This is a genomic window from Glaciihabitans sp. UYNi722 (genome assembly GCF_040549465.1).
GTDB lineage: Bacteria > Actinomycetota > Actinomycetes > Actinomycetales > Microbacteriaceae > Lacisediminihabitans.
The window spans coordinates 102818-127949 of record NZ_JBEPTL010000005.1 but is presented as its reverse complement, the minus strand read 5'-3'; the positions used below and the strand labels follow the sequence as shown (position 1 = coordinate 127949).

The window sequence follows — 25132 nt, the reverse complement described above, 5'->3', positions numbered from 1 at the left end:
CCAGGAGAGAGACATCATGACCGACCAGAACCCCACTCCCGTCGATTCGAGCGAGCCCGCGGGGGCTCCGACAACCCCGATCAAGAAGGCCGGCCGCAAACGGTGGATCACTCCTCTGCTCGGCGTGGTCGCCGCATTGGCCATCGGCCTTTTTGGCGGCATCCTCATCGGGCACAACACCGCAAGCGCCAACCAGGCGGGCGGTCCGGCCGGATTCCGTGGCGGAGCTGCAGGCGGCGGAACCGCCCAGGCCGCCAGGGCAAACTTCACCTCCGGCACCATCGAGTCGATCGAAGGCGACTCCATCACGCTCAAGCTCACCGACGGTTCCACCCTGAAAGTCACGACCGGCTCAGACACCGCAGTCTCGAAGACCGAGAAAAGCACCGTCGACGACCTGGCGAAGGGTGACAGGGTCGCTGTCGTGGGTAAGGCTGATGCGAACGGGGATGTCGCGGCGACATCCGTCTCCGAGGGTGCGACAGTCGGCGGCTTCGGCGGTGGAGGCAGAACCCCGCCGACGGGAACACCCACAGGCAACTAGAGCGTTTCTCCCCTCTCGGGCGTTACCCAGGATTAGGATCGGGCGCCATGGCGCTGCGACTCGTTCAGGTGAACTTCAAGGCTCGCGATGACTCAGCACTCGGCCGGTTTTGGGCGGAGGCTCTCGACTGGGGCGTTTCCAGCGAGGGCCCCGGTGTGACCAACGTCGAGCCCCGGGGATTCGTCATGCCGAACCCTGTTGCCGTCTGCATCGATGTCGTCTCAGTCCCGGACCCCGAAACAGTGGAATATCGCGCGCACATCGAGCTCGCCACCACCTCTGCCGCTCATCAGGCGGAACTGGTGGCGCGCCTGGGGGAGCTCGGTGCGACATCCGCCGAAGCGGCCAAGGGCGACGTGCCATGGACGGTCATGGCCGATCCGGAGGGCAACATGTTCTGCGTGCTGGAGCCTCGAGCGATCTACCAGGACACCGGGCCGATCGCCGCGGTGGTGGTCGACTGCGCAGATCCGCGAGCCATGGCCCGGTTCTGGAACCAGGCGATGGATTGGACCCTCCACGAGGTGACCGATGATCACGCAAGACTGCGCTCGGCCACGGGCGTCGGGCCGTATCTGGAGTTCCTTCGCGCGCCCGATGTGGAAGCCGTGCGCACACGCGTCCATCTCGACGTGAGGCCGTACCCTGGCGACGACCAGGCGGCTGAGGGTGCCCGGTTACGAGCGCTCGGCGCTACCGACGCCGACATCGGCCAGGGCGATGTGCCATGGATGGTACTCACCGACATCGAAGGCAACGAGTTCTGCGTGCTCGCACCGGGCTGACGCGTAACACGGCGCCCCGGCGGAGGGTATCTCCTTCATTTGGCACGCGGATGAACGCGATAGCCGGAGCGTCGACCGCGGGTCACAGCGTGGTGAGTAGCTCGTCCAGACGCTGATAACCCTCCGTCACGCCCTTCTCCATGTCGCTGGCGATCATGCCGTCCCGTGCCTCCAGGCTGGGATAGGCGCTGTGCACGACGACCCTGCAGCGATTGTCGCCCAGGTCTTCGAAGCGCGCCGACTCGATGCTCACGGTGTCGGGAAAGCCTTCGAATTCGAAGGTCTGAATGATGAGATCGTTCTCCCGCGCGACGTGGAAGACTCCGTTGAACGTGTATTTCTCACCCGTATCGCTGATGTGGACGTAACGATATCCACCGCCGGTGCGAACGTCGTAGCGCTCGATCTGCATCTCGTACCCCAGGGGTCCGAGCCACTGCTTCACGAGATCAGACTCGGAGTAGGCGCGATACACGGTCGAGATCGGAGCATCGAACTCGCGCACGATGTCGATGAAGGGAACGCCTTCCGGCGCGGTGATTGTTACGGAGTTGGTAGTCATTTCTCTTTCTCCTTCAGTGTGGCGAGCAGGGAGTCCAGCCGTCGAAACTGCTGTTCGTGGATCAACCGGTAGCGGTCGATCCACGCGGTGAGTGCTTCGAGTCGCGCGGCATTCAGGTGCACCGGCCGGCGCTGGGCGTCGCGTGTGCGCGTGACGAGTCCCGCCTGCTCGAGTACCTGGATGTGTTTCGAGACCGCCTGAATACTGATCGCGAATGGTTCCGCGAGCTCGTTGACGGTCGCCGGACCCCGACTGAGGCGTGCGACGATCTGCCGCCGTACGCCATCGCCGAGCGCGGTGAATGCGCGATCGAGCTGATCGTCCTCGCCCGATTCGATGGTCATCCCTGCTCCTGATTTATTGACAACCAATTAGTTGATCAACTAATCGATTGAATAAGAATAGATGACGAATGACAACCCCGTCAAGGCCTTCCGGAGAAAGGGCTGGATCAGTCCTGGTTACTGAATGCCGCGTCGAAGGATACCGTCGGTAGCTTCCAGAGCAGCGAGCGCACGAACCCCACAGCCTCGGCTGCGCCGTGCAGGCGATCCATGCCGGCGTCCTCCCACTCGACCGAGATCGGACCGGTGTAGCCGATCGACTCGAGCGCCCGGAACGAGTCCTCCCACGGCACATCGCCGTGACCGGTGGAGACGAAGTCCCAGCCGCGTTTCGGGTCACCCCAGGGGAGATGCGAACCGAGCACGCCGGCGCGACCGTTCTGCGGACGCATCCGGGTGTCCTTGCAGTCGACGTGGTAGATGCGGTCGGCGAAGTCGACGATGAAACCGACAGGGTCGATGTTCTGCCACATCATGTGGCTGGGGTCCCAATTGAGGCCGAAGGCCTCGCGGTGGTCGATAGCCTCGAGCGACCTGACGGTACTCCAGTAGTCGTAGGCGATCTCACTCGGGTGCACCTCGTGGGCGAACCGCACGCCCTCGCCGTCAAAGACGTCGAGGATCGGGTTCCAGCGGTTGGCGAAGTCCTGGTAGCCCGCGTCGATGACCGCGGCGGGCACCGGCGGGAACTGGGCAACGTAGGGCCAGATCTTCGATCCGGTGAAGCCGACCACGGTGTCAACGCCGAGCCTGCGGGCGACTTTAGCCGTGAGCTTCAGCTCCTCGGCTGCGCGCTGGCGCACCCCCTCCGCGTCGCCGTCACCCCAGACTTTGGAACCGACGATGGCCTGGTGACGGAAGTCGATCGGGTCGTCGCAGACCGCCTGACCCTTGAGGTGATTCGAGATCGCGTAGACCTTCAGTCCGTAGCGATCGAGGATGTCGAGGCGACCCTGCAAATAGGCGTCGTCCTCGGCGGCACGCCAGACGTCGAGGTGTTCGCCCGAGCAGGCGATCTCGAGGCCGTCGTAGCCCCACTCGCTGGCGTGCTTCGCGACCTCCTCCAGCGTCAGGTCGGCCCACTGTCCGGTGAACAGGGTGACGGGGTGGGTGGATTCAGTCATTCGTGTTCTCCTCTAATTCGACCCAGCGACCCTCGGCCGCCGACTCCAGTACTGCCTCGGTGAGTCGGGCAGCTCGTGCGCCGTCCTCGAATCTCGGGAGGCCATCCGGGGTCTCCCCCGCGACGGCCGCATAGCTGTCCTGCACGAAGGCGGTGAACGCGTCCTGGTAGCCGAGCGGATGTCCGGGCGGCAGCACAGACAGCCGGGCAGCATCAGGGCTGAGGCACGCACCATCGCGCATGATCAGTTGCGACCCTTCACGCCGCCCGAGCCACAGGCTCTCCGGCTGCTCCTGGTCGAAGGCGATGGACTCTGCGGTGCCGGCGATCTCGATCGCCAGGCGGTTCTTGCGTCCAGGAGCGACCTGCGAGACCAGAAGCGTGCCGATCGCACCGCCGCGGGTCTCGACGACGATGGCCACGGCATCCTCGGTGGTGATGTCCGTGCTGGTCGCCCGGGATGAGAAGAAAGTACGAGTGGTCGAGGTGAGACGTGTGATGCGATCACCGGTGACGAACTCGACCAGGTCGCAGAGGTGCGAGCCGATATCGGCGAACGCCCTCGACGGTCCGCCGAGCACGGAGTCGACCCGCCAGTTGTCATCCTCGGAAAGCAGCAGCCAGTCCTGCAGGTACGAGCCGTCGATGGTGAGCAGTGTGCCAAGCTCGCCGGCCGCGACTTTCGCCCGCGCCTCGCGCACCATCGGATGGAAGCGGTAGACGAATGGCACCGTCGCGGTGATCCCTGCAACGGCAACGGCAGCGACGAGTCGGTCAGCATCGGCAGCGGATGTCGCGAGCGGCTTCTCGCAGACGACGTGCTTGCCAGCCGCGATGGCCGCGAATGCGTAACCGGCGTGGGTGGTGTTGGGAGTGCAGATGTGCACCACGTCGATGTCGGGGTCCGCTATCAGCTCGTCAGGAGAGGCGTAAGACCTGGCGATGCCGAGGCGAGCGGCGGCATCGGCCGAACTCGCCGGGTTGGAAGACGCGACCCCGTAGGGCACTCCCCTCGCGGCTCGCACAGCGCGACTGTGCACCTCTGTCATGAATCCGCCACCGATAAAACCGGCGCGGACACCCCCTCCGGCGGCCTCATTGCTCATGCAGTCGATTCTGACACGAATCAGTCAACTTATGCCACCTCTCAGGCATAAGTGCACCATCGCTCGACGTTCCCTGTGATTGACTGTGCCCATGGTCGATGTAAGTCGTAATTCGGCGCTCGGTGCCAGCGGGGCCGGCGAGCTCTTCCAACTGCTGCGCGATGGCAAACCGCGCACCCGTGCCGAACTCGCCGAGACCACCGGCCTCGCCCGTTCGACGATCGCCCTGCGCGTCGATGCCCTCATGCATCTCGGCCTCATCGCCCCCGTCGGCGACGCCGTCTCGACCGGTGGGCGCCCCTCCTCGCGGTTCGCTCTCAACCCCGGCGCACGAGTGGTACTCGCCGCCGACCTTGGCGCCTCCCACGGCATGCTCGCCGTCACCGATCTCACCGGCGTCGTACTCGCCAAGCACCGTGGCGCCATCGACATCGGCCAGGGGCCGGAGGTCGTGCTCGGCTGGATGGTGGAGAAAGCCCGTGAGCTGCTGGCCGAACTGGACAGACAGCACGGAGAACTCATCGCCATCGGCATCGGACTGCCGGGTCCGGTGCAGCACAGCACCGGCCGGCCGGTGCATCCACCGATCATGCCGGGATGGGACGGCTTCGACGTTCCGGGTTGGGTACAACAGCATCTTCAGGTGCCCGTGCTTGTCGACAACGACGTCAACATCTCAGCGCTCGGCGAACGCGCCGCGGCCTGGCCCGATACCGAACACCTGCTCTTCGTGAAGGTCGCGACCGGCATCGGCGCCGGCGTGATCTCGGGCGGCCTGCTGCAGCGTGGTGCCGAGGGTATCGCCGGCGACATCGGCCACGTGCAGATCCCGCGGGGCGCTGGCGTGCCATGCCACTGCGGAAACCGCGGATGCCTCGAAGCCATGGCCTCCGGTCCCGCCATCGCCGCAGCGCTCAGGGCCGACGGGCTCGACACCCGGTCAGGCCAGGACGTCATCGACCTGGTGAAGCATGGCGACATCCAGGCCATCCAGGCGGTACGCCAGGCCGGGCGCGATCTCGGCGAGGTGCTGACCGCCTGTGTGAGTTTGGTGAATCCCTCGGTCATCGCGATCGGCGGATCGATGGCCCAGGCCGGAGAACACCTGATCGCCGGCGTGCGCGAACTCGTCTACGCCCGGTCGATGCCGCTCGCGACACAGCACCTCACCATCGTGCAGTCCGCGGCCGGCTCCGACGCAGCGGTGATCGGTGCGAGCATGCTCGCCATCCATCACGCACTGTCGCCGGAGTCGATCGCGGCGATGACGACCTGATCAGGGCCGTTGGCACAGCAGGGTCGCCGAAGCGGCCTGCTTAGAGAGTCGCCACCCGCGGGTCCCACTCCGCCGGCATGACCGGAGGGAGCACGACGCTGCTCACCACGTCGATCGACTCATCACGCTCCGCCGATTCGGCGATCGAGACCATGGCGTCGAGCACGTGATAGGCCAGCTCACCGGAGGCACGCTCCGGGCGGTCGGCACGGATCGCCTGCGCGAGCTCGGCCACACCGGTTCCACGACCGAGCATCGCACCCTCAGGTTCGAAGGTCTCGGAGTCGTCAGGGCCTCGCCAGACCACGGTATCGCCGTCAAAGATGTTCGGATCGGGCAGCACCGCGGTGCCATCCGTTCCGGCGATCTCCACGAACCCGGCGCGCTGGAGCTTCGACTCGAAACTGAACACGCTCTGCGCCGACTGGCCGCTCTCGAACTGGATGAGCACGCTGTAGTGGGTTGGCACCTCGACCGGGAAGACGTTCCCCGCCTTCGGTCCGGAGCCGATGACGCGCGTCGGAGTCGCGGTGGACGACGTCGCCGTCACCTTCGCGATCGGTCCGAAGATCTGCACGAGGGTCGTGAGGTAGTACGGGCCGATGTCGAACAGCGGGCCGCCGCCGACGGCGAAGAGGAACTCGGGGCTCGGATGCCACGACTCAGGCCCGGGGCTCTGAAACAGGGTGAGGCCGGTGAGCGCCGTGCCGATGGTGCCGGACTCGATGAGACGACGGGCGGACTGCAGGCCTCCGCCGAGGACTGTGTCGGGAGCGCAGGCGACGCGAACGCCGGCTGCTTTGGCTTTAGCGAGGAGCCCGAGGCCCGACTCGCGGTCCAGAGAGAACGGCTTCTCGGTCCAGACACTCTTTCCGGCCTCGACGGCGCGAGTGGCTACCTCGACATGCACCGCAGGAATCGTGAGGTTGACCACGATCTCGATGTCGGGGTTGGCGAGCAACTCATCGACGGTCCCGGAAGCGGCAATGCCGTACTTCGCCGCCTGTGCCGCCGCGCGGTCGAGATCGATGTCCGCGACGAACAGCGCCTTCAGGTCGGGGAAGGTGACAATGTTGCTCAGATACTGATCGCTGATGACACCGGCGCCGATGATGCCGACGCCGACCGGCCCGCTGCCGCTCACTTGAGACCCTTCGCGGTGAGCCATGCATAGCTGTCGGTGACAGCCGTGAAGACGTCGCCATCGAAGTCGTCGAGCTCGACGACCAAGAGCGCATCACTCGGAGCGGCGGCGATGACATTCGCGACGGGGACAGCACCGGCGCCAACGGCCACCTGAGCCTTGTCGTCTGTGGTGATCGGGCCGTCCTTCACGTGAAGGAAGCCCACGCGGTCACCGAGACGACCGAGCAGAGCCACGGGGTCCTGGCCGCCAACGGCGACCCAGTAGGTGTCGACCTCGAGCCGAACAGCGGGGTCGAGGTGCTCGGCGAGAATTTCGAGGCCCGAAACACCGTCGATCACGTTCTCCAGCTCGAAAGCGTGGTTGTGGTATCCAACGGCGAGTCCATGGTCTGCCGCCACCTTGGCGAAGCCATTGAGATCTGCGGCGACGCCGGCGATCAGTTCACGGCTGGTCCAGCGCTCTTCGGCGATGTGGGGGTCGATGACCGTCGTGACGCCGAGCTTCGTGGCCGCGGCGAAAATGGGTGCGAGGTCCTCGCCGACGAGCTTGGCATGGGCGCTCGGTGCGGTGAGGCCGGTCGCATCGAAGACGGCACGATACTCGTCGGCTCGCTCAATGAAGCCGTAGGGCTCCACCTGGGTGAAACCGATGGTGGAGAGACGCGTCACCGCCTCGGTCAGGTTTGCGGCGATAGCATCGCGCACCGTATAAAGCTGCACCGATAGGCGCGATTCAGACACAGGAACTCCTCGTAGAGGTTTTTTGGATTGGGTCTCGCGCCGGAAAACGGCGCAATCGACCGTGTTCCACTTTAGAGAGACTTCTGTCGGTCTGCAAGAATAAGTCGCCACATTGTCGATATATATCGACGGGTCGGCGCCATCATCGCGCGAACTGACGGAGGCTGTCAGCGTCCCGTGCGAAAGCGACGGGGTCGTCATCCCTCACGAACTCGAGGAAGGCATCAAGGCCCGGCTTGTTCACGCTGGTGATGTCGACGACCCGTTCCCAGAATGATGAGCGATAGGCCAACTCCCGACGCTTACGCCCCGGCCACCAGGAGAAAACATGGATGGCGCAGACGCGGTCGAGCACCCGGAGCAGGCCCTCGATGGCGCGGTCGTCGGAGTGACCGACCGGCGGCTGCCGGTAGGTGCGCACAGTCTCGATCTCCGCACAACGGCGGAGCACAGCCGTCACCGTGTCGCGATACTCCGGGCCAGCGGCATCCGACCCCATGGAGTTCCTTACATCTCGTCTTGTACCCTCGACAGGTTACCTGCGGTCACGCTTCCCCGCGCGTGTGCCCACCAAGCGCGGTGGTGCGGGAGAGAATGGCATGGTGCACGTACAACCGATGCTCTCCCTCTGGGATGAGCCAATCCCCGATCACCGGGACCGTATCGTGGCGCACTCCGCCGACCGGGTCGCCTGGCTTCGGGCACGCAGCCGTGGGATCACGGCCACCGACGTCGCGCGGCTGTCAGGCGCGGCATCGGTTCAGGCGGTCGCACTCGACAAGGTTTACGGCAACGGCTTCGGCGGCAACGCCTATACCGACCACGGTCGCGCCAGGGAACCGGAGATCGCCCGATGGGTGAAAGCCAGGTACGGCATCGAGTCGAGTGACGCACTCTTTCACGCGGCGGGGATGGCCGAGCACCTTGCGACGCCCGATGGTCTCGCAGTGGCGGCATCCGGCAACCTCGAACTGGCCGAGATCAAGACCACCAAGTCGCGGTGGCGGTCCATTCCTCGCTCCTACCTGCGCCAGGTCTGGTGGCAGCAGTACGTGCTCGGCGCTGAGCGCACGCTGCTGGTGTGGGAGCAGCACGACGACTTCGTTCCGGTGAATGCCGAACCGGAATGCCGGTGGATCGATCGCGACGAGAACGAGATCTATCTGCTGGTGCAGCTCGCCAACCGGGTGCTCGAGGTCGTGAGTCGCGAGCGCGTCCGCTAGCTCTTCATACCCCCGTGGCGCCCAGCTTCTGTCGCCGTGGCAGGCGGTCAGCGAGGGGAACGGCGGGCTCCGGATCAGCCGTGGGATTCTCGACAGGCACCAGGATCGGCACCTGCGGACTGGCCACAACACGCCCGACAGCGAGGCGACCGGCGATCACCGCACCGAGAACCAGAAGCCAGCCGAGCGCGATGGTGGTTGCGACGAGTTCGAGTCGGCTGCCGAAGTCCGACTGGAAACGCGCGAGCGACATGATGCCGCCCGCACCCGCGATGATGGCGACGGCGATACCCGCTGACAGTGAGACGACGGCGAGAGCGCGCTGGCCGCTGGCGAAGGAGATCTGCAGCATGGCCCAACAGGCGGCCCCGAACGCGAGTACCGCCACCAGGGTGTGCGCGAAATCCTGCCAGTCGAACGACGCTCCGACCGGCAGCGGGCATCCGGTCGTGCACGGCACCTGCGACGCCACAAGAAAGAAGGCGCATCCGATCCAGAGAGACAGTGCCGGCGTCCAGGCCCGCAGAACGGGCAGCCGGGAACGGATGCCGCGACCGGCATAAGCGATCAGGCTCCCACCCAGCACGATCAGCAGCAATGCCGCCTCAAACCACTTCGCCGTCGGTTCGCCCCGCGCCCCGAGCTCACTCACATAGACATCACGCGCTGTCGAGACCCGTGCGACCCAGATGATCAGCAAAGCGGCGAGCACGCAGACCGAACCGAAGACGGTCCCGACGAGCTCGACGGTTGCGCGCCTCGTGCGGGTGACGGCAACGATGCTCATTCCTGAATGTTAGGGGCTCTCATTGTTAGCCTCCAAGTGACACCGTCGTAACACCGGCGAATCATTGGACGGCTTTACTGAGGGCATGACCACGATGCGAGCAATGGTGATCGCGGCCACCGGGGATCCGGGGGTCCTGACGCTGTCCGAGGTGCCACGACCGACGAAAGTGAACTCGGAGGTCCTGGTCAGGGTGATGGCGGCCGGAGTCAACCCGATCGACGCGAAAACACGCGCGGGCGGAGGCGTCGCTGGCAGCATCGCGAGCTATCCGGCGATCCTCGGACGGGATTTCAGCGGCGTCGTCGTCGAGAGTCCCTATGAGGCCTACCAGTTCAAGCCCGGTGACGAGGTCTTCGGCATGGTGGCTGTGCCGCGTGCCGACGGAACCTATGCGGAGTACGTCACAGTTCCCACCATCAGCGTGGCCCGCAAACCGACACGGCTGTCGCACCTCGAAGCCGCGGGCATCCCCACCGCGGCCATGACCGCGTGGGGAGTGGTGGTCGAGATTGCCAAGGCGCACGAGGGACAGCGGATGCTGATCCACGCCGCCGCGGGAGGTGTCGGCCACTTCGCCGTGCAGTTCGCCTCCTACTTCGGCGCTCATGTCGTGGCGACCGGATCGCAACGCAACGCCAGCTGGCTGCGTGAGCTTGGGGCATCCGAAGTAATCGACTACAGCACCACCCGCTTCGAAGACCTACTCGACAACATCGACGTCGTGATCGACCTGGTGGGCAACGTGCACGACGACACCGGAACACGATCACTCTCCGTGCTGCGACCGGGCGGCCTGCTCATCAACGTGCCGAGCGGCAGCTGGCCGACGCTGATCGAGGATGCCGCGGCTGCCGGCATCCGTGCCACCACCTACAAGGTCTCCGCCGACGGTGCGATGCTCGCCATCATCGCTCGGCTGCTCGAGTCGGGCGACGTGCACGTGAACGTGGACCAGGTGTTCGACCTCGAGCAGGTCGCGGAGGCACACTCGGCGATCGAGGGCGGTCACACCCGCGGCAAGATCGTGCTGAAAGTTTCGAGCGAGACCTAGGGCGTGTGGCTAGAACACGCGCTCCCGCGTGTAGTCGTCGTGCCACTGGTCGCCGACCAGGAACTTCTTCGTGCCAACGACCTGGAATCCGTGCTTCTCGTAGAACCGGTTGGCGCGGCCGTTCTCCTGGTTCACGCCGAGCCAGACCGCGGCGACCCCGCGGCCGTGGGCGGCATCCATAGTGGCTGCCATAAGGGCGGATGACACCCCGGCGCCATGCTGGCTCGGGAGCACGTAGACCTTACTGAGCTCCACCGTCGGGCGCACCGTGAGGGCCGCCGCGACATCCGCGTCACTCGGTTCCGCGTACACCAGCATCGTGTAACCGAGGAAGTCGCCGTCGACGGCGACGAACAGCTCACGGTCGGCATCGCTGAGGTACTGCGCGAACCGTTCGATCGAGAGGTGGGTGCTGACGAAGTCGTTGATGTCGGCCTGGGTGGTGCCGGGAGGGCAGGCGAGTGCGAAGGTGGCCGCCGCCACATCGTGCAGGGCGCTCGCGTCATCCGCAGTCGCTGCTCGAACCGTCACGCTCATGTCGCGCTCCTCTTCTCTCGCCTTCCGCACCGAAAATGCAGGACATCCGCCGCGAATCGTCGCTTGCGGCGCTGTCTTGCGCAGATCACTTCGATTCTCCTGCATTTTCGGATGCTGCCCAGACGACGAAAAAGGAGGCCCGCGTGACGCGGACCCCCTTTTTCACACTGCTTAGAACGCGTTGACGTCCAGCGGGATGCCAGGACCGAAGGTGGTCGTGACGGTGCCCTTCTGGATGTAGCGGCCTTTCGCCGAGCTCGGCTTGGAGCGGATGATCTCGTCGAGCGCGACCTTGATGTTCTCCTCAAGCTGGGTGGCCTCGAAAGCCGCCTTGCCTACGATGAAGTGCACGTTGGAGTGCTTGTCGACGCGGAACTCGATCTTTCCGCCCTTGATCTCGTTGACAGCCTTCGCGACGTCGGGCGTCACTGTTCCGGTTTTCGGGTTGGGCATGAGGCCACGTGGGCCGAGTACCTTTCCGAGACGACCGACCTTACCCATGAGCTCCGGGGTCGAGACGGCGGAGTCGAACGAGGTGTAGCCAGCAGCCACCTTCTCGATCAGCTCGTCGCCACCGACCTCGTCGGCGCCGGCAGCGATCGCGGCGTCAGCGGCCGGACCAGTTGCGAACACGATGACGCGGGCGGTCTTGCCGGTGCCGTGAGGGAGGATAACCGTCCCGCGAACCATCTGGTCTGCCTTGCGGGGGTCGACACCGAGCTTCAGCGCGACCTCGACGGTCGAGTTGAAGTTCTTCGAGCCGGTCTCGCGAGCCAGGCCGACGGCCTCATTGGCGGTGTAGAACTTGCCCTCTTCGAGCTTCTCGACGGCGGCGCGGTAGTTTTTCGACTTCTTAGCCATTATACGTCCACCGTAATTCCCATCGAACGGGCGGTGCCCGCGATGATCTTCTCTGCGGCCTGCACGTCGTTCGCGTTCAGGTCGACCATCTTCTGCTCGGCGATCGTGCGGAGCTGGTCCTTGGTGAGCTTGCCCACCTTGGAGGTGTGCGGGGTGCCTGAGCCCTTGGCGACGCCTGCCGCCTTCTTGATGAGCTCGGCTGCCGGCGGGGTCTTGAGGATGAACGTGAACGAACGGTCCTCGTAGACGGTGATCTCCACCGGGATGACGTTGCCACGCTGCGACTCGGTCGCGGCGTTGTATGCCTTGCAGAACTCCATGATGTTCACGCCGTGCTGGCCCAGCGCGGGGCCGATTGGCGGCGCGGGGTTCGCGGCGCCGGCCTGGATCTGAAGCTTAATCAGACCCGTGACCTTCTTCTTCGGTGCCATTGTTTTTCCTTCGTGTCGTGCTGCTCGGATGAGCAGCGCTCCCGCCTCCCCGGCGAATCCGGGACGCGGTGATGTGCCTGGGTGGGCAACTTATACAGATTACACGGCCAAAGCGGATCAGTCGACTGCGACCACTGTGTCGTACAGGCCAACATTGCGGCGACCGCCGTTCGACTCGATCCCCGTGTAGGCCAGGGAGGCGTCCTCATACCGACGGAAAGCGAATACCGCCTGGTTCATGTGCGCGGCATTGAAGACATTGAGCGAGACGAGCAGGTTGAAGTCTTCGACGGTGAGGCCGGTCACAGTCTTGAACAACTCGGGTTCGAGCTTGGTGATGACATCCTGCAGGGTGTTCTCGCGGAAGTCGGTGAGATACATGAAAGCCGGGATGCGGGTGGCGAACTTGATCAGCTTCTCCTGGATCTGCTTCCGCTTGCTTTTGTACTCTTTCTCCTCCGCCGTCAGCTCCCGCTTTTCGGTCTGAGTCAGCTCGTCGCCTTTGTTTTTCTTGGTGTCGCGCACCGCCTCGGACTTGTTGACAACGGTTTCGAAGACGCTGGAGCCCAGTGCACGGAACCCCTCGATGTTCATGACCGCGTTCATCGCAGCCGGTGAGTCCATAATCTTGCGCAGAGTCTCGTTGTCGACATTGACGAGGATTGCCGATTCCCACTTTCGGGCGAGGAGGGTGGCCGAGGTGCCTGCCATGGCGATGTCGAGGATGCCGCCAGCATCCACCTGGGTCATGTGGGAGCCGTCGTAGGCGAGCACCGGTAGGAACTTCACCAGTTCTTCGACGGCTTTCTCGGGGTTCCGCATCTCGGGCGAGAGACCCGCACCGTATTCGGCGATCTGGCGCAACGCCCGGGTGGGTGCGAAGTCGAAGACGAAACAGACGGGTTTGAGGATCTCCTCGGCATTCGGATCATCACCGTTCGGGTTCGCGATGGTCCAGGGGGACTGAACGCGGAACGCTGCCTGAAAGTAGGTCTCCGGCGCCTTCAGGTTGCGCAGCATGAGGATCGACGACCACTGCTTCACCGTCACCCCGGTCGTCAGCTTGCCGACGGTCAGCGTGATCGTCTTGGTATCGTGTCCATTGCCGATCGCCGCGCGCACCGGCGGCAGCGCGTCGAGCCCGACTCCGACGTCGGGCGCCGAAACGTTCACCACCGAGTAGTCGTGCCAGAAGACGTTCTGCTTCTCCGCGAGGAGGTTGGCCATCGCGGCGCAGGACGCCGTGCGCGGCAGCATCCAGATCGAGTGCTGGAGGTACGGCAGCAGTCGCGAGTCGGAATAGGGGAAGGGCGGGCGCTGCCCCGCCTTCAGAGCGTCGACCTGCGTGGGGGCATACGATCCGCGGATGATGTCGAGCCACTTCTGCACGTCGTCCTTGTGCACGAATTCCGCGTCGACCCCCACATCCTTCGCTTCGAAGAACGCGTTGAGGTCGAACTCGTCGAATTCGCCCTGGGCGGCGATCGCGGTCAGTTCTTCGGGCATCTGGTACGTCAGCAGCCGCATCTCGGGAAGACCCGCATAGGGATTGCGCTCGCCCGGGTGCTGCTCGGTGAATTCTGCCTTGGCGCGCTGCTCGTCGGTGTAGGTCCAGTTGAAGATCTGCTCCTCGATGAACCGACCGGTGGCGAGCGCCTTGAACGGCGTGCCCGAGAGGTACAGATAGGCGCCCGCGCGCACCGGAACGAATGCATCCTCCACACTGCCGAGCACCTCGAGTTCTTCGGCAAAGGTCTCGAGAGCTCCGCCGAATTCGAGTTCGGTCTCCTTCTTGGTCGCGGTCTCGTCTTCGCCTTCGAACAGCTCTTTGGCCGTGTCACGCCACGCACCGAAGTGGTATTCGTCGAATACCACGAGGTCCCAACCCAGCTCGCTCAACCACCTGTGTCTCGCCTTGAAGTTGCCGGCGGCATCCCGGCCAAGCAGGTCCTGGAACGATCCGAAATAGACGAGCGGATGCTCGGGGTCGGCGCTCTCCGGATCGCCACCGGAGGCCCGCGACAGGTACTGCCACCGGTCGAAGTCGACATGCGATTCGAGATCGGTGCGCCAGGCATCCTCGACCGCTGGCTTGAAGGTCACCACCAGGATGCGCTTCGCTTCCAGCCGTCGCGCCAACTGGTAGGCCGTGAACGTCTTGCCGAAGCGCATCTTCGCGTTCCACAGGAACTCGGGCACGGCATCCGAATCCTCTATCCAGCGGGACTGGAAATAATTGTAGGTCTTGTCGACTGCCGCTCGTTGCTCGGCGCGCATCCTGAAATCGAGGTGGTGGGTTCCCGAAAATGTCACGCCCGTCCGCAGTTCGGTTATCGCGGTCTTGACGTCCTCAACGCTGCAAGTCATCCACTCGAGCGTCGGGTTCGCGAAACCCTTCTCCGTAAGTCGACCGCGCACCGCGAAATCGCTAAACGTACTTCCGTCTTCACGATCGGCGAATTCAACCAACTCGATTGTGAAGTTCTCGATCGCGGCAGTCTTGAGCTGTTGTGCGACGCGCGTCTTGGCGTCTTGCGTGGTCTGTCCGACCTTCAGCTGGCCGGCGTGCGGTTCGTCGTCGATCGAGTATGCGTAGATGCGGAGGCGCGAATCGGCCTTCGGCACGAAAAGCTGCTCGTCGGTCTTAGGCATCAGCCTCGTCCCGCCCGATGCCGTCGTGATTAGCGACCTGAGATTTGATGAACGCGACCTCATCGCTGGTCAGGTTGTAGCGTGCGTAGAGCTTGCCATCGTCCCAAACCTGATCGGCATCGAGGTCGGGGACAAATGCATAAACGTCTCTATTCGCGTGCTGGGTCGACTTGCGCAGAGACACCAGGAATCGAACAAAACGCGATCGGAGGTAACCCGCATACCGCGTTGCCTCTTCCTCGGTGGCGAATCGCCCAGCCACGAGATAAGTCTCGGTGCAAGCGGTTCCGGGGCCGGCGATGATCGGCTTGCTGAGGAACTTTGTCTCCACCGCGGCGCTGGTGCCCTGCACCGCTGTCATCAAGACCTTCCAGTCGTCAATCCACGCGCGGTGGTGCGGAACATCCTCACGTTCGACCCAACTAATTTTTTGCGAGCCATAGAGCTTGGTCGCTTCTTTCAGCCCATCCGGCGATGACTTACCGTGGAAGAAAGTTCGCAGACCGAAGGGCTTGCCAGCCGAGACACGAGCGTCCAGCGTCGGTTCGTCTTTGTCGCGAACTTTCTCAAGGATCGACACGGCCTCGTTTCGGCGAACGAGTATGTCGAATGCGTCAAGTTGCCTGGCTACAGACGGCCCAACGGGGGTGCCGTCCCACATCGTCTGGATCGTGCAGCTACCTTCATGTTCACGATCCCACAGGAAGTAGGAGATTCCTCCTCTGATCTTGACGCCGGGAAACGCGTCGTACAGCTTGGGGTAATCGACCAGGTGACGCAGCCTGTGCGAAGTGAGCATCCGCTCGCGGAATTTATCGAGGCCGCGACCTCCGGCAAACCATCGCGACGGAGTGACCATCACTATGAAGCGTGGATCGAGCGCAATGGCGCTGTCGACGAAGTGCTGGTAGATCGGGGCAGCGGAATTATTGTGACCGCCGTCGTCAAGTTGGTAGGGCGGGTTCCCGATGACCACATCGAACTGCACGTCAGCTCCAAACATGCGCGCGAGAAGCGCTTTGATATCGGTTGTGTGGATAAAGGCGTAGGCGTGCGTCTCAAGGTCAGGCGAACGAGAGAACTCCGCCTTGCCCGCACCGCAATAGGCACACTTCGTGCCGACCCACGTGTGCTCCGTGCGCTCAAACCAGATATTGCCCCAGTCTCGGTTGAACGACTTCGCGATCGAATGGACGCCGTTGGCGTACTTCGAGCAGTAGACGCTGCGTCGGGCGAGCAGGCTGGTCAGCGTCGTTATCCCGACACCGAATACCTGCCTGGTGAGGATGTGATCGACGCGCTCCTGCAGGTCGGGGATCTCGTCGGCGAGTCCCACCGCCAGCCGCGCGACGATCTCCCGAAGGAAGACTCCCGACTTGGTGAACGGGTCGAGGAAGGTGACCGCGGAGTCCGACCATATCGAGGCGCCATCGTTCGACTCGGCCCAGGCGAGCTCGAGAGTGTCGAGCATCTGGTTGGCGAAGGCGGGCGGTGTGAAGATCTCATCATTCGAGAGGTTCGCGATGCAGGTGAGCACATCGGGGTTATGACCCGCGAGCGCGAACGTCGCCTGTGCGACCGTCTCGCTCATGCGGCAAGCTCCTGTACCGACATAGCGGGGAAGGTGCGCACCGGCACGAAGACCTCGTGCTCCTCCAGATGAGTGAAGAGCCCGATGCCGGCCGAAGAACGCTGAGTCAGGTCGTCGAACCGGAAGTCTCTGCGCTGAAACTTTCCGCGCCCGAGGTAACCCCACTCGGGAAAAGTGATGTGTTCTCCCGAGGCACCGGTCATCGACAGCGCATCACCTTGCACGATGCCGAGGGCGAGCACACGTTCGGCCGCGTGCCAGAACGCATCCTCCTGGCGGACCTTCACAAATTCGGAGAACACACTTAGGAGCCGCGCGCGACATTCGATGACGTTGTCGGGCAGCAGTTCGATGCCGTAGATACACATGAGGGCGAGGAGCGCGTAGTTGCGTGTCTCGAAGTCGCTGCTGCGGTAGCGACGCTTGACCACCGCGAGTTTGCGCTCGAGTACAGGAACCAGGAAGTTGCCTGAACCACAGGCGGGCTCGAGAAAGCGCGAGTCGATGCGTTCCGTCTCCGACTTGACGAGGTCGAGCATGTCGTTGACGAGCGAGGTTGGCGTGAAAACTTCACCATGATCCGCGACGCGCTGACGCGACCGAACGAGGCGCTCGACTGCTGCCTCAGATATCCGCATAGGTTAGAGAGTACAAGTACCCGGTGACCATCGCTCTGGCACACGACCCCGGGCACCATGAGGCTTGTGGGATGCCCCGAGTCCCATCTGAAGCCGCCACCTTCGTTGGCCGGCGGATCGGCGATCGCAGGCGAATGCTGGCGGTTACGCAAGACGAGTTGGCAGCAAGGAGCGGAATCGATTCGTCGAATATTCGCGCGTACGAAAATGGCCGCACATTGCCGAGTGTTCACTCCCTGGTGAGGATTGCGATCGCCCTCCATGTCGAGCCGGGCACGTTCATCGACGGGCTCTCCATGGATCTGTTCGTGGCGCCCGAAGGCGATCGTCGCCGCAGGACAGCGCAGTAGCTCTGTGATTCGTTACCTCGCCCTAACCGCATCATGAACTAACGGCGCGTCGCCCGAAGGTGACGCGCCGTTAGTGTGGCCGATCGCTGATTGCTATGGCTGGAGTGCGCCGCGCCCGACGGCCGCCGAATACAGTTCCCGCGCGACGCGCTCAGCCTTCGCTGCGTCGGCGGCCCCCACGGTCTTCGCCTCGTATCTATCCTGATTGCGTGCGCGTCGAAGACGGTCGAACTCGCCCGCTGCCCTCTCTGCGGGCGGAAAGTCGAGCACTGCACGAAGGAACCGCCCGAGCGCCTCGTGCTGACCGGGCCCAGTGGTCGTGCGGTAGCCGTAAGCGGCGAGCAGTGCCTCGCCGACGTCATGAGCGGCGTCGTAGGCGACCCCGTACTTGACCACAGCACTGCTCAATCGTTCGAGTTCGGCGAGGCGCTCATCGGCTTGACGGAGGAACGCGGCGGCCCGCTGTGCGTCCGAAGGAACCGAATCGATTCGCCTCGCTGTCACGAGAACGTCGACCGCCGCCTGCTCTGCAGAAGTGAACCGGATCCGTGCCACGGCAGCTCTCCGACGACAGGCACCGCAGGGCTCGCTCGAACACTATTGAGAAAGCCGGAATCCTGCCCGAACTCGTCGAGCCGAAGGATCGTGGGGTTCACCGGTCGATGCACCTCGACCTCGACGCTGGTACATGCGTCGTAGATCGCGTCGACATCCGGCGAACCGATCACCATGACATCGATGTCGTTCGGCGCGGGCCCGTCAACGCCGCGCATCCGGGCCGCGAAGGACCCGTAGATGAAAGCATTGTCGATACCAGGGATGTCCGCGAAGGACGCGGCAAGCAACACGGCTGGACCCGCGCTGACGGTGAGAATGTCGCGCAACGGCCCGACGAGGGGGCTGTCAGCGTTGGCGCGGACGAGACGAGTGCGCCCGATCTCGCGTTGAACGAGGATCCCGGCGTCAACGAGGCGGGCAACCTCGCGGTGCGTGGTCGTATACGCGAGGTCAGAGCGCTCCGCGAGGTCGGTGAGACTCAGTTCCTCGCCGGCAAGCAGCAGAGTGGCGAGAAGGCGCGCCTGACCATCCGACCGAAAGATCGGGGCGAGGAGTGGCGCCTCAGTTCTCATATAACGGAGTTTATCCTCCATTACATCGACACCCAAGAGCCGACGCGCTTCTCGCGGATGCAGCGCGGGCTGACGGTTCACGACCGCGGATGACCCGGCGACCGGCATAACATCCGCTCAGTGACAAATCGGCGCGTCACCCGAGAGGGACGCGCCGATTGTCGAGCCCACTACTAGTTAGAGCTTCGTGACCTGCTCGAAGCTGAGCTCGACCGGCGTCTCACGCTCGAAGAGTGAGACGAGCACGGTGAGCTTGCCGCTCTCGGGCTTGATCTCGCTGATCGAACCGGGAAGGCCCGCGAACGAACCCTCCTTGATCGTGATGGTCTCGCCGATCTCGAAGTCGACTTCCTGCGGAATCGAACGGTTGACGACCTTGCCCCCCTTGGCACCGGTCTTGACCGGGGCCTCCACGATCTGCACGAGGCTCTTCAGCATGTTGAACGCCTCTTCGAAACGAAGCGGCGTCGGGTTGTGCGAGTTGCCGACGAATCCGGTGACGCCAGGGGTGTGACGCACGACAGACCAGCTGTCTTCGTTCAGGTCCATGCGAACCAGAACGTAGCCGGGGATGCGCACGCGGTTGACGAGCTTGCGCTGACCGTTCTTGATCTCGACGACATCTTCCATCGGCACCTCGACCTGGTAGACGTAGTCCTCCATGGCCATGGAGACCTTGCGGTTCTCGATGTTCTGCTTCACACGCTTCTCGAAGCCCGCGTAGGAGTGGATGACATACCACTTACCAAAAGCGGCCTTCAGCTCGCGGCGGAACTCCTCGTAAGGGTCGACCTCGGCCGGCTCTCCGTCGGTGGCTTCATCCGCGGCGCTCTGCTCGGCGAGCTCGGATTCGATCTCGGCCTCGAAAGCGTCGTCGAAGGAAACGACCTCAGCCTCTTCAGGCTCGACGAAACCGACCTCGTCATCCGTCGCCTCGACGGCGGCTTCCGCCTCATCCGACGAATCGACGTCCAGTGCGTCTGTGACGACGGCGTCGGCTTCTGGATCGACAGAAGACTCGACAGCGTCGAGAGCGGCTTCGAGGTCTGCCTCGACGTCGCGCTCGCCATCCTCGTCATCGTCGCCCTCATTGATCACGTGGAGTGCGCGCTCCTCGGAGGACTCGACCGACTCTTCGTCGGCTGCGAGCTCGTTGCCCTCCTGGGCTTCGTCCTCCTCAGAGGACTGTTCCGCGGCAGTCGCGAGGTCGATATCGTCGCGCTCTGTTCCAGACACTGAATCTCATTCCATTTCTTGGGTGGTGCTCTGACGCTTTGCGCCAGCACGTTTCGGGAGTCTCGCCCCCTGGGCGACCCTCCCTGCGAGAGAGCCACATCGGTTGCTAGGTAGGTTTACCGAACGTGAAATTCACCACGAAGGCGAAAACCAGGTCGAGGCCGTAGACCAGCGCCATCATGATGACGACGAAGACCAGAACGACCCCGGTGTAGCTCACCAACTCCTTGCGGGTCGGCGTGACGACTTTCCTGAGTTCGTTGATTACCTGTCGGATGAACAGGGCGAGTCGACCAAAAGGACCACGGCTGTTACCGCGATCCGTTCTGGCGTTCGCGACGATATCCTCACTGGGTTCGTCGATGACTTTTCGCGCCACTGTCACTACCTTCCGGAAACTGTCCTCGTTGTCATCGCTTGCGCTCAGACTTCGAGTCCATCTGCCGATTCGTGCAGGGATGCACGAACCGAGCTGCAGGGCGGACAGGACTTGAACCTGCAACCTGCGGTTTTGGAGACCGCTGCTCTACCAATTGAGCCACCGCCCTTCGGAGCCGAAATAGCCACACTTCGTACGCTCACACGGGGTTGTGCCCCGGGCCCGATCCGCAGATCCGACCACAAATGGGCATACGAAATGATGGCAGATTTCAACTACCTCGAACCAGTGTAGGTCACCGTTTGGCGGACCGCAAAGCTGGGTGCGGGCAGCTCCACCCGGAGCATCCACGCTATCGCTTTAAGCTTGGCTGGTGACTGAACAGCTCCCCCGAATCTCCCGCCGCATCGCGGCCATCGCCGAATCCGCGACCCTCAAAGTGGATGCCAAGGCGAAAGCCCTCCAGGCCGCCGGACGGCCGGTAATCAGTTTCGCGGCGGGCGAGCCCGACTTCGCCACACCGGACCACATAGTGGATGCCGCGGTCGCAGCCGCACGCGACCCGAAGAACCACCGCTACACGCCGGCGGCCGGCCTCCCCGAGCTTCGCGAGGCAATCGCTGCGAAGACCCTCAAGGACAGCGGGCTCACGGTCTCCCCGAGCCAGGTCGTCGTGACCAACGGCGGCAAGCAGGCCGTCTACGAATCTTTCGCGTCGTTGCTCGACCCCGGTGATGAGGTGATCCTTCCGACCCCCCACTGGACCACCTATCCGGAGGTCATCAAGCTCGCCGGCGGAGTGCCCGTCCAGGTGTTCGCTGGCGCTGACCAGAACTACCTGGTCAGCATCGAACAGCTCGAAGCCGCGCGCACCGACCGCACGAAGGTGCTGCTGTTCGTGTCGCCCTCCAACCCGACGGGCGCCGTCTACTCGCCGGAGCAGACCAGGGCGATCGGCGAGTGGGCGCTCCAGCACGGACTCTGGGTGATCACCGACGAGATCTACCAGAAGCTCGTCTACTCTTCGACAGGCTCAGGGCAGGCGACCACCGCTGTCTCGATCGTCGAGGCCGTTCCAGAGCTGGCCGACCGCACGATCCTGGTCAACGGCGTCGCGAAGACCTACGCCATGACTGGATGGCGCGTCGGCTGGATGATTGGACCCGCCGATGCGATCAAGGCCGCAGGCAACCTGCAGTCGCACCTCTCGTCCAACGTGTCCAACGTGTCGCAGCGCGCCGCGATCGCAGCCCTCACCGGCTCGCAGGACAGCGTCGAGCAGATGCGGCAGGCCTTCGATCGGCGTCGCCAAGCCATCGTCGCGGGGCTCAACGCGATCGACGGCATCCACTGTCCGACCCCGCAGGGTGCCTTCTACGTCTACCCGGATGTCTCCGGCCTGCTCGGTCGGGAATGGGGCGGGGTTGTCCCCGGCTCCTCCCTCGAACTCGCCGACCTCATCCTCGACCAGGCCGAAGTGGCCGCCGTGCCCGGTGAAGCCTTCGGACCGAGCGGATACCTGCGCTTCAGTTATGCCCTCGGCGACGATGCACTCGCCGAGGGTGTTGCGCGGCTGCAGCGGGTGTTCGGCTAGCTGCCCTCCCTTCGAGTTGCGCCGTGTGGTGGTTCGTGCGGCGGATGAACCACCACACGCCGCGACTCGACGGGATTCCGGCTGGCTGTGGACGGATGCAGCGAAGCCCCCGGGCAACGGAGCATCCTGTGTCGGATGAAACCGCGCATACCGCTACCCGAGCCCTTCATCACCGCACCATTCACCTCGGAAGAGGCGATCGCGACCGGAATCACGAGAAATCGTCTCCGGGGAGCGGACCTGCAACGCCCATTTCGCGGTGTGCACGTGCCGACCCGTGAGCAGCTCGGAATCGTCGAACTGTGCCGCGCCCTGCAGCACAAGCTGCCGAACCACGCCTACTTCTGCGGCGTCACCGCGGCGGTGATCATGGGCGTGCCACTACCATCGCGACACGAGCGATCGAAAGTAGTTCACGTGGCCGTGCCGCCACCGCATCGCGCGATCTCCGGCCGGAACATCCGGGGGCACACTTTTCACACCTCAGCCATGGAGGTGCGCGAATGGCATGGCCTCCGGATCAGCACCCCCGAACGGACCTGGTGCCAGCTCGCGATGTCGCTCACGGTCGCCGAGCTCGTCGCCGCCGGCGACTTCCTCATCCACTGGCGGCTTCCCTCGACGAACGAAGCGGCTCTTCGGAATGCCGTCGACCGCTTCTCGAATCGTCGCGGCATCCGAACTCTCCAGCTGGCTGTTGGCCTACTCGACGACCGATCGGAGTCACCGCGGGAATCACACCTGAGAGTGATCTTCGTGACGGGCGGATTGACCGGGCTCGCGGTCAACCTACCGATCACGACGTCGGAGGGATTCCGCTACCGCGCGGACCTCGCGTTTCCGGACAAACGGGTGATCGTCGAATATCAGAGCGATTTTCACCGTGATCCGGCTCGGTATCGCGCCGACATGACCCGCATTTCACGGCTGGAGGCGGACGACTGGTACGTCATCCTGGTCAACTCTGACGACCTGGGAAATCCGGCTGAGCTGCTCCAACGCGTGCGCTCCGTTCTCAGCCGACGCTGATGCAGGAATCGAGTTGCGCCGTGTGGTGGTTGGTGCGGCGGATGAACCACCACACGCCGCAACTCGACGGGAGACGAACCGCAATCAGAGCAGTTTGCGCTCCAGCGCCCAGGCCGTGAGTTCGTGGCGCGAGGAGAACTGCAGTTTGCGCAGCACGGCCGAGACGTGGGATTCGACGGTCTTGATCGAGATGAAGAGGTCGGCCGCGACCTCCTTGTAGGCGTAGCCGCGAGCGATGAGTCGCATCACCTCGCGCTCCCGCGCCGACAGCCTGTCGAGTTCGTCACTCGTCTCGGCCTGTTCTCCAGCCACCGCGCCGAAAGCGTCGAGCACGAACCCCGCGAGCCGCGGCGAGAAGACAGCGTCTCCCGCAGCCACGGCTGCGATCGCGCGGCTGACCTCCGCGCCCGAACTGCCTTTGGTGATATACCCGCGGGCGCCGGCACGGATGACACCCACGACGTCCTCCGCGGAATCCGAGACGCTGAGCGCCAGGAAGCGGGTGCTCCCGAGGATGCCGGAACTGCGGCGCAGCACCTCCGATCCGCCACCGCCCGCACCGCCGGGCAGGTGCACGTCGAGCAGCACGACTGTCGGCAGAAGAGAGGCGATCATCGTGACGGCGGAGTCGACATCCGCGGCTTCGCCCACGACCCGCACAGAATCGTCGAGATCCGAGCGCAGCCCTGACCGGAAGATGGAATGGTCGTCGACGATGACGACGGTGGTCGGCTCAGGCATCGGTGCGCTCCGTTTCGAGGTGCAGGTGGATCTCGGTGCCGGTGTCGCCGAGCCCGGGGGCGACCGTCGCGAAACCGCCGGCTCGCGACATCCGTCCGATGATGGATTCACGCACGCCGAGCCGGTCGGCGGGGAGGGCGTCCACGTCGAAGCCCGGCCCACGGTCACGCACGTAGACATCGGATGCCGCGGCCGAGAGCTCGAGATAGACCGAGATCTCCCCGCCGACGTGCCGTGCGGCGTTGACCATGGCCTCGCGAGTGGCAGCGAGCATCGCGGCGTTGGACGGCCCGGTGGACTCCCCGGCAACCACGACCTCCACCCTGGCCGGATAGTCGAGCTCGATCGCCGCGGCGACCTCCCTCACCTCGGCGGCGAAGTCGTCGCCGACGGGAGTGGTGCCGGCGAACAGCCAGTCGCGAAGCTCACGCTCCTGCGCGCGGGCCAACCGGGCGACCTCGCTCGAGGCTCCGGCCCGATTCTGGATGAGCGCGAGGGTCTGCAACACGGAGTCGTGCAGGTGCGCGGCTATCTCCGCCCGCTGAATCTCGCGCACCCGTGCGGCGCGCTGGCCCATCTGGTCTTTCCAGGTGCGGGCCAGCTGGGGCGCCACGAGGATACCGATCGCGAACAAAAACATGAACACCGCAGATACTGTGGTCGCCGCCCTGGGCGGCCAGGCGGCCAGAAGCAGCGCCGTAGCCGTCACCATCAGCAGGAGTGCACTGAGGAACCGGATGACCACGCCGGTGCGCTCGGTGCGTCCGAGGTCCCGACGGTCGAACACAACCGTCCAGAACACGGCGGCAGCCGCCAGCAGCACTGTCGCCGGAATACCCGGATTCAGCGCGAAGCTTTGGTACGGCGTCGCAAAGGAGGCGGCGGTGAAGGTGGCGAGAGTCTCGAATCCCAACAGGATCGCCGCCACCGGGAGAAGCCGCTGCACGCGCGACGACTCCTTCGACTCGGCAGGGGTGAGCGGCGTGAACGCCCACAGCCAGAGGTAGAGCAGGATTCCGGCACCCCCGCAGGCTGCGAGCGCGACAGCGAGTAGTCGGATGCGCCACACCGGCATGTCGAGATGTGCGGCGAGCCCCGCGCAGACTCCGCTCAGCAACACCCGACGCGGACGCGTCAGGTGCGGGCGGAGAATCTCGGTGGTCACCAGTGCATCCAAGCAGACTTCCGTCGTCGCTGACGTGAGACCGATCAAAGCTCAGGGTCGGGTCAGGGGAAAGCCTGATAGCGGCCACGGCCTCCGACACGGGACTA

Annotated in this window: 28 protein-coding genes and 1 tRNA gene; 8 read left to right on the top strand and 21 right to left on the bottom strand. The window is 64.2% G+C overall.

The window, feature by feature from the left end:
- Positions 1 to 16 precede the first annotated feature (16 nt).
- Positions 17 to 544, top strand: a complete 528-nt coding sequence (locus tag ABIB56_RS05410; RefSeq protein ID WP_354567992.1) for a DUF5666 domain-containing protein — start codon at positions 17 to 19, stop codon at positions 542 to 544.
- 47 nt (positions 545 to 591) lie between these two features.
- Positions 592 to 1329, top strand: coding sequence for a VOC family protein (locus ABIB56_RS05405; RefSeq protein WP_354567991.1), 738 nt, complete (start codon positions 592 to 594; stop codon positions 1327 to 1329).
- Positions 1330 to 1411: 82 nt separating this feature from the next.
- On the opposite strand, the gene ABIB56_RS05400 is transcribed toward ABIB56_RS05405, so the two are convergent.
- The 4 genes from ABIB56_RS05400 to ABIB56_RS05385 all read right to left on the bottom strand — a co-directional run bounded on the left by ABIB56_RS05400 (position 1412) and on the right by ABIB56_RS05385 (position 4464).
- Positions 1412 to 1891: an SRPBCC family protein gene (locus ABIB56_RS05400; RefSeq protein ID WP_354567989.1), complete on the bottom strand. Its 480-nt coding sequence runs from the start codon at positions 1889 to 1891 to the stop codon at positions 1412 to 1414.
- A complete protein-coding gene (locus tag ABIB56_RS05395; protein WP_354567987.1) occupies positions 1888 to 2235 on the bottom strand; it encodes an ArsR/SmtB family transcription factor in 348 nt (115 codons plus the stop codon). The genes ABIB56_RS05400 and ABIB56_RS05395 overlap by 4 nt, the downstream gene beginning before the upstream one ends.
- Positions 2236 to 2342: 107 nt before the next feature.
- Positions 2343 to 3359, bottom strand: coding sequence for a sugar phosphate isomerase/epimerase family protein (locus tag ABIB56_RS05390; protein WP_354567986.1), 1017 nt, complete (start codon positions 3357 to 3359; stop codon positions 2343 to 2345).
- Positions 3352 to 4464 (bottom strand): Gfo/Idh/MocA family protein, encoded by a 1113-nt coding sequence (locus ABIB56_RS05385; protein WP_354567984.1) that lies wholly within the window; start codon positions 4462 to 4464, stop codon positions 3352 to 3354. The genes ABIB56_RS05390 and ABIB56_RS05385 overlap by 8 nt, the downstream gene beginning before the upstream one ends.
- Before the next feature lie 91 nt (positions 4465 to 4555).
- Here ABIB56_RS05385 and ABIB56_RS05380 point away from each other — a divergent pair, with 91 nt between their 5' ends.
- Positions 4556 to 5740 carry an ROK family transcriptional regulator gene (locus ABIB56_RS05380; protein ID WP_354567983.1) on the top strand — a complete coding sequence of 395 codons (1185 nt, stop codon included), beginning with the start codon at positions 4556 to 4558 and terminating at the stop codon, positions 5738 to 5740.
- Between the two features lie 40 nt (positions 5741 to 5780).
- Here the strand turns inward: ABIB56_RS05380 and ABIB56_RS05375 are convergent, their stop codons facing one another.
- The 3 genes from ABIB56_RS05375 to ABIB56_RS05365 all read right to left on the bottom strand — a co-directional run bounded on the left by ABIB56_RS05375 (position 5781) and on the right by ABIB56_RS05365 (position 8126).
- Complete coding sequence (locus ABIB56_RS05375; protein WP_354567982.1) at positions 5781 to 6908, bottom strand: Gfo/Idh/MocA family protein; 1128 nt, start codon at positions 6906 to 6908, stop codon at positions 5781 to 5783.
- A complete protein-coding gene (locus tag ABIB56_RS05370; RefSeq protein WP_354567981.1) occupies positions 6881 to 7627 on the bottom strand; it encodes a sugar phosphate isomerase/epimerase family protein in 747 nt (248 codons plus the stop codon). Before ABIB56_RS05370 ends, ABIB56_RS05375 begins: the two co-directional genes overlap by 28 nt.
- A 142-nt stretch (positions 7628 to 7769) precedes the next feature.
- Entirely contained in the window at positions 7770 to 8126 is a 357-nt protein-coding gene (locus ABIB56_RS05365) for a hypothetical protein (RefSeq protein WP_354567980.1), read from the bottom strand.
- A 100-nt stretch (positions 8127 to 8226) separates the two neighbouring features.
- Between ABIB56_RS05365 and ABIB56_RS05360 the strand changes: the two genes are divergently transcribed.
- Positions 8227 to 8850, top strand: coding sequence for a YqaJ viral recombinase family protein (locus ABIB56_RS05360; RefSeq protein WP_354568056.1), 624 nt, complete (start codon positions 8227 to 8229; stop codon positions 8848 to 8850).
- A gap of 4 nt (positions 8851 to 8854) precedes the next feature.
- Here ABIB56_RS05360 and ABIB56_RS05355 read toward each other — a convergent pair whose 3' ends face one another.
- A complete protein-coding gene (locus tag ABIB56_RS05355) occupies positions 8855 to 9637 on the bottom strand; it encodes a DUF998 domain-containing protein (protein WP_354567979.1) in 783 nt (260 codons plus the stop codon).
- Between the two features lie 85 nt (positions 9638 to 9722).
- On the opposite strand from ABIB56_RS05355, the gene ABIB56_RS05350 reads away from it, so the two are divergent.
- Complete coding sequence (locus ABIB56_RS05350) at positions 9723 to 10691, top strand: NADP-dependent oxidoreductase (protein ID WP_502917557.1); 969 nt, start codon at positions 9723 to 9725, stop codon at positions 10689 to 10691.
- A gap of 9 nt (positions 10692 to 10700) precedes the next feature.
- Here the strand turns inward: ABIB56_RS05350 and ABIB56_RS05345 are convergent, their stop codons facing one another.
- The 6 genes from ABIB56_RS05345 to ABIB56_RS05320 form a co-directional block, all read right to left on the bottom strand.
- Positions 10701 to 11228, bottom strand: coding sequence for a GNAT family N-acetyltransferase (locus ABIB56_RS05345; protein ID WP_354567977.1), 528 nt, complete (start codon positions 11226 to 11228; stop codon positions 10701 to 10703).
- Positions 11229 to 11399: 171 nt separating this feature from the next.
- Positions 11400 to 12089: a 50S ribosomal protein L1 gene (gene rplA / locus ABIB56_RS05340; protein ID WP_354567976.1), complete on the bottom strand. Its 690-nt coding sequence runs from the start codon at positions 12087 to 12089 to the stop codon at positions 11400 to 11402.
- Complete coding sequence (rplK, locus tag ABIB56_RS05335; protein ID WP_354567975.1) at positions 12089 to 12520, bottom strand: 50S ribosomal protein L11; 432 nt, start codon at positions 12518 to 12520, stop codon at positions 12089 to 12091. The genes rplA and rplK overlap by 1 nt, the downstream gene beginning before the upstream one ends.
- Before the next feature lie 117 nt (positions 12521 to 12637).
- Positions 12638 to 15172: a DEAD/DEAH box helicase family protein gene (locus ABIB56_RS05330; protein ID WP_354567974.1), complete on the bottom strand. Its 2535-nt coding sequence runs from the start codon at positions 15170 to 15172 to the stop codon at positions 12638 to 12640.
- Positions 15165 to 16763 carry an Eco57I restriction-modification methylase domain-containing protein gene (locus tag ABIB56_RS05325; RefSeq protein WP_354567973.1) on the bottom strand — a complete coding sequence of 533 codons (1599 nt, stop codon included), beginning with the start codon at positions 16761 to 16763 and terminating at the stop codon, positions 15165 to 15167. Before ABIB56_RS05325 ends, ABIB56_RS05330 begins: the two co-directional genes overlap by 8 nt.
- Positions 16760 to 17401 carry an N-6 DNA methylase gene (locus ABIB56_RS05320; protein WP_354567972.1) on the bottom strand — a complete coding sequence of 214 codons (642 nt, stop codon included), beginning with the start codon at positions 17399 to 17401 and terminating at the stop codon, positions 16760 to 16762. Before ABIB56_RS05320 ends, ABIB56_RS05325 begins: the two co-directional genes overlap by 4 nt.
- 23 nt (positions 17402 to 17424) lie before the next feature.
- Here ABIB56_RS05320 and ABIB56_RS05315 point away from each other — a divergent pair, with 23 nt between their 5' ends.
- The gene (locus tag ABIB56_RS05315) at positions 17425 to 17751 is read left to right on the top strand and encodes a helix-turn-helix domain-containing protein (RefSeq protein WP_354567971.1); all 327 of its coding nucleotides are present in this window, start codon (positions 17425 to 17427) and stop codon (positions 17749 to 17751) included.
- 93 nt (positions 17752 to 17844) lie between these two features.
- Here the strand turns inward: ABIB56_RS05315 and ABIB56_RS05310 are convergent, their stop codons facing one another.
- From ABIB56_RS05310 to ABIB56_RS05290, 5 genes are all read right to left on the bottom strand, one after another.
- A complete protein-coding gene (locus tag ABIB56_RS05310; protein ID WP_354567970.1) occupies positions 17845 to 18255 on the bottom strand; it encodes a HEPN domain-containing protein in 411 nt (136 codons plus the stop codon).
- Positions 18252 to 18881, bottom strand: a complete 630-nt coding sequence (locus tag ABIB56_RS05305; protein ID WP_354567969.1) for a winged helix-turn-helix domain-containing protein — start codon at positions 18879 to 18881, stop codon at positions 18252 to 18254. Before ABIB56_RS05305 ends, ABIB56_RS05310 begins: the two co-directional genes overlap by 4 nt.
- Before the next feature lie 177 nt (positions 18882 to 19058).
- Positions 19059 to 20117, bottom strand: coding sequence for a transcription termination/antitermination protein NusG (nusG, locus tag ABIB56_RS05300; protein ID WP_354567968.1), 1059 nt, complete (start codon positions 20115 to 20117; stop codon positions 19059 to 19061).
- Positions 20118 to 20223: 106 nt separating this feature from the next.
- Entirely contained in the window at positions 20224 to 20496 is a 273-nt protein-coding gene (gene secE / locus ABIB56_RS05295; protein ID WP_354567967.1) for a preprotein translocase subunit SecE, read from the bottom strand.
- A 96-nt stretch (positions 20497 to 20592) separates the two neighbouring features.
- Positions 20593 to 20665 (bottom strand) — tRNA-Trp (locus ABIB56_RS05290).
- Between the two features lie 204 nt (positions 20666 to 20869).
- On the opposite strand from ABIB56_RS05290, the gene ABIB56_RS05285 reads away from it, so the two are divergent.
- Positions 20870 to 22090, top strand: coding sequence for a pyridoxal phosphate-dependent aminotransferase (locus ABIB56_RS05285; protein ID WP_354567966.1), 1221 nt, complete (start codon positions 20870 to 20872; stop codon positions 22088 to 22090).
- 135 nt (positions 22091 to 22225) lie between these two features.
- Positions 22226 to 23119, top strand: a complete 894-nt coding sequence (locus tag ABIB56_RS05280; RefSeq protein WP_354567965.1) for a hypothetical protein — start codon at positions 22226 to 22228, stop codon at positions 23117 to 23119.
- Between the two features lie 84 nt (positions 23120 to 23203).
- On the opposite strand, the gene ABIB56_RS05275 is transcribed toward ABIB56_RS05280, so the two are convergent.
- Positions 23204 to 23860: a LuxR C-terminal-related transcriptional regulator gene (locus ABIB56_RS05275; protein ID WP_354567964.1), complete on the bottom strand. Its 657-nt coding sequence runs from the start codon at positions 23858 to 23860 to the stop codon at positions 23204 to 23206.
- On the bottom strand, positions 23853 to 25025 hold the full coding sequence (locus tag ABIB56_RS05270; RefSeq protein ID WP_354567963.1) for an ATP-binding protein: 1173 nt from the start codon (positions 25023 to 25025) through the stop codon (positions 23853 to 23855). The genes ABIB56_RS05275 and ABIB56_RS05270 overlap by 8 nt, the downstream gene beginning before the upstream one ends.
- Between the last annotated feature and the right edge of the window lie 107 nt (positions 25026 to 25132).

Excerpts from the sequence above, each read along its gene's own strand:
- ABIB56_RS05410 (WP_354567992.1), top strand. The coding sequence starts at position 17 with ATGACCGACCAGAACCCCACTCCCGTCGATTCGAGCGAGCCCGCGGGG.
- ABIB56_RS05405 (WP_354567991.1), top strand. The coding sequence starts at position 592 with ATGGCGCTGCGACTCGTTCAGGTGAACTTCAAGGCTCGCGATGACTCA.
- ABIB56_RS05400 (WP_354567989.1), bottom strand. The coding sequence starts at position 1,891 with ATGACTACCAACTCCGTAACAATCACCGCGCCGGAAGGCGTTCCCTTC.
- ABIB56_RS05395 (WP_354567987.1), bottom strand. The coding sequence starts at position 2,235 with ATGACCATCGAATCGGGCGAGGACGATCAGCTCGATCGCGCATTCACC.
- ABIB56_RS05390 (WP_354567986.1), bottom strand. The coding sequence starts at position 3,359 with ATGACTGAATCCACCCACCCCGTCACCCTGTTCACCGGACAGTGGGCC.
- ABIB56_RS05385 (WP_354567984.1), bottom strand. The coding sequence starts at position 4,464 with ATGAGCAATGAGGCCGCCGGAGGGGGTGTCCGCGCCGGTTTTATCGGT.
- ABIB56_RS05380 (WP_354567983.1), top strand. The coding sequence starts at position 4,556 with ATGGTCGATGTAAGTCGTAATTCGGCGCTCGGTGCCAGCGGGGCCGGC.
- ABIB56_RS05375 (WP_354567982.1), bottom strand. The coding sequence starts at position 6,908 with ATGGCTCACCGCGAAGGGTCTCAAGTGAGCGGCAGCGGGCCGGTCGGC.
- ABIB56_RS05365 (WP_354567980.1), bottom strand. The coding sequence starts at position 8,126 with ATGGGGTCGGATGCCGCTGGCCCGGAGTATCGCGACACGGTGACGGCT.
- ABIB56_RS05360 (WP_354568056.1), top strand. The coding sequence starts at position 8,227 with ATGGTGCACGTACAACCGATGCTCTCCCTCTGGGATGAGCCAATCCCC.
- ABIB56_RS05355 (WP_354567979.1), bottom strand. The coding sequence starts at position 9,637 with ATGAGCATCGTTGCCGTCACCCGCACGAGGCGCGCAACCGTCGAGCTC.
- ABIB56_RS05350 (WP_502917557.1), top strand. The coding sequence starts at position 9,723 with ATGACCACGATGCGAGCAATGGTGATCGCGGCCACCGGGGATCCGGGG.
- ABIB56_RS05345 (WP_354567977.1), bottom strand. The coding sequence starts at position 11,228 with ATGAGCGTGACGGTTCGAGCAGCGACTGCGGATGACGCGAGCGCCCTG.
- rplA (WP_354567976.1), bottom strand. The coding sequence starts at position 12,089 with ATGGCTAAGAAGTCGAAAAACTACCGCGCCGCCGTCGAGAAGCTCGAA.
- rplK (WP_354567975.1), bottom strand. The coding sequence starts at position 12,520 with ATGGCACCGAAGAAGAAGGTCACGGGTCTGATTAAGCTTCAGATCCAG.
- ABIB56_RS05330 (WP_354567974.1), bottom strand. The coding sequence starts at position 15,172 with ATGCCTAAGACCGACGAGCAGCTTTTCGTGCCGAAGGCCGATTCGCGC.
- ABIB56_RS05325 (WP_354567973.1), bottom strand. The coding sequence starts at position 16,763 with ATGAGCGAGACGGTCGCACAGGCGACGTTCGCGCTCGCGGGTCATAAC.
- ABIB56_RS05320 (WP_354567972.1), bottom strand. The coding sequence starts at position 17,401 with ATGCGGATATCTGAGGCAGCAGTCGAGCGCCTCGTTCGGTCGCGTCAG.
- ABIB56_RS05305 (WP_354567969.1), bottom strand. The coding sequence starts at position 18,881 with ATGAGAACTGAGGCGCCACTCCTCGCCCCGATCTTTCGGTCGGATGGT.
- ABIB56_RS05280 (WP_354567965.1), top strand. The coding sequence starts at position 22,226 with ATGAAACCGCGCATACCGCTACCCGAGCCCTTCATCACCGCACCATTC.
- ABIB56_RS05275 (WP_354567964.1), bottom strand. The coding sequence starts at position 23,860 with ATGCCTGAGCCGACCACCGTCGTCATCGTCGACGACCATTCCATCTTC.